We start from the raw sequence: 536 nt of genomic DNA on the forward strand, positions 1-536 counted from the left end.
GTCTCTGAAGTTTATGAAACTTTGTAAATATCAATTTATTACGAAATAGCTTTTCGACAATACGTTAATAAGTCTTGAATTTCCTCGTGAGTTAAACTTGAATGGATTTTGAAAAGAATGCTGTCCCGAGACATATTATAAATTTTATTTGTACGCACGAAAGTTTCCTCTTTTAGTTGAACTTGCCTGTCATAGTCTGTACGAGGACCAGTGCTTGTACAAAAGCAAACTATCACTTCTTCGGGATCATTAGAATCAAGATGTTTACCTATAACAAAAACCGGTCTTGGGTAAATTTTTCCGTCAGATAACTTAATTCTCGCAAAGAAAAACTCGCCTTGATCGGCTTTTGCACGATCCTTCGCGGCGAGTTTCGCTCGTCTGTCATTCGCGCTCATATAGTTCTCGCAACTCCTCTTCATACCATTTAGCGAAGCAATCTCCCTCTTCAATCGCGATTTGGTCGTCACTTGTAGCTAACTCCATGGGTTTTACTTTGTCTAAGCCTAACTCTTTTTCCATTTCTTCTATACTTT

Annotated in this window: 1 protein-coding gene; it reads right to left on the minus strand. The window is 38.1% G+C overall.

Going from position 1 to position 536, the window contains the following annotated elements:
• Positions 1-38: 38 nt before the first annotated feature.
• A complete protein-coding gene (locus ACYVL2_RS20115; protein ID WP_100346753.1) occupies positions 39-398 on the minus strand; it encodes a hypothetical protein in 360 nt (119 codons plus the stop codon).
• Between the last annotated feature and the right edge of the window lie 138 nt (positions 399-536).

This window comes from Glycomyces halotolerans (genome assembly GCF_054779575.1).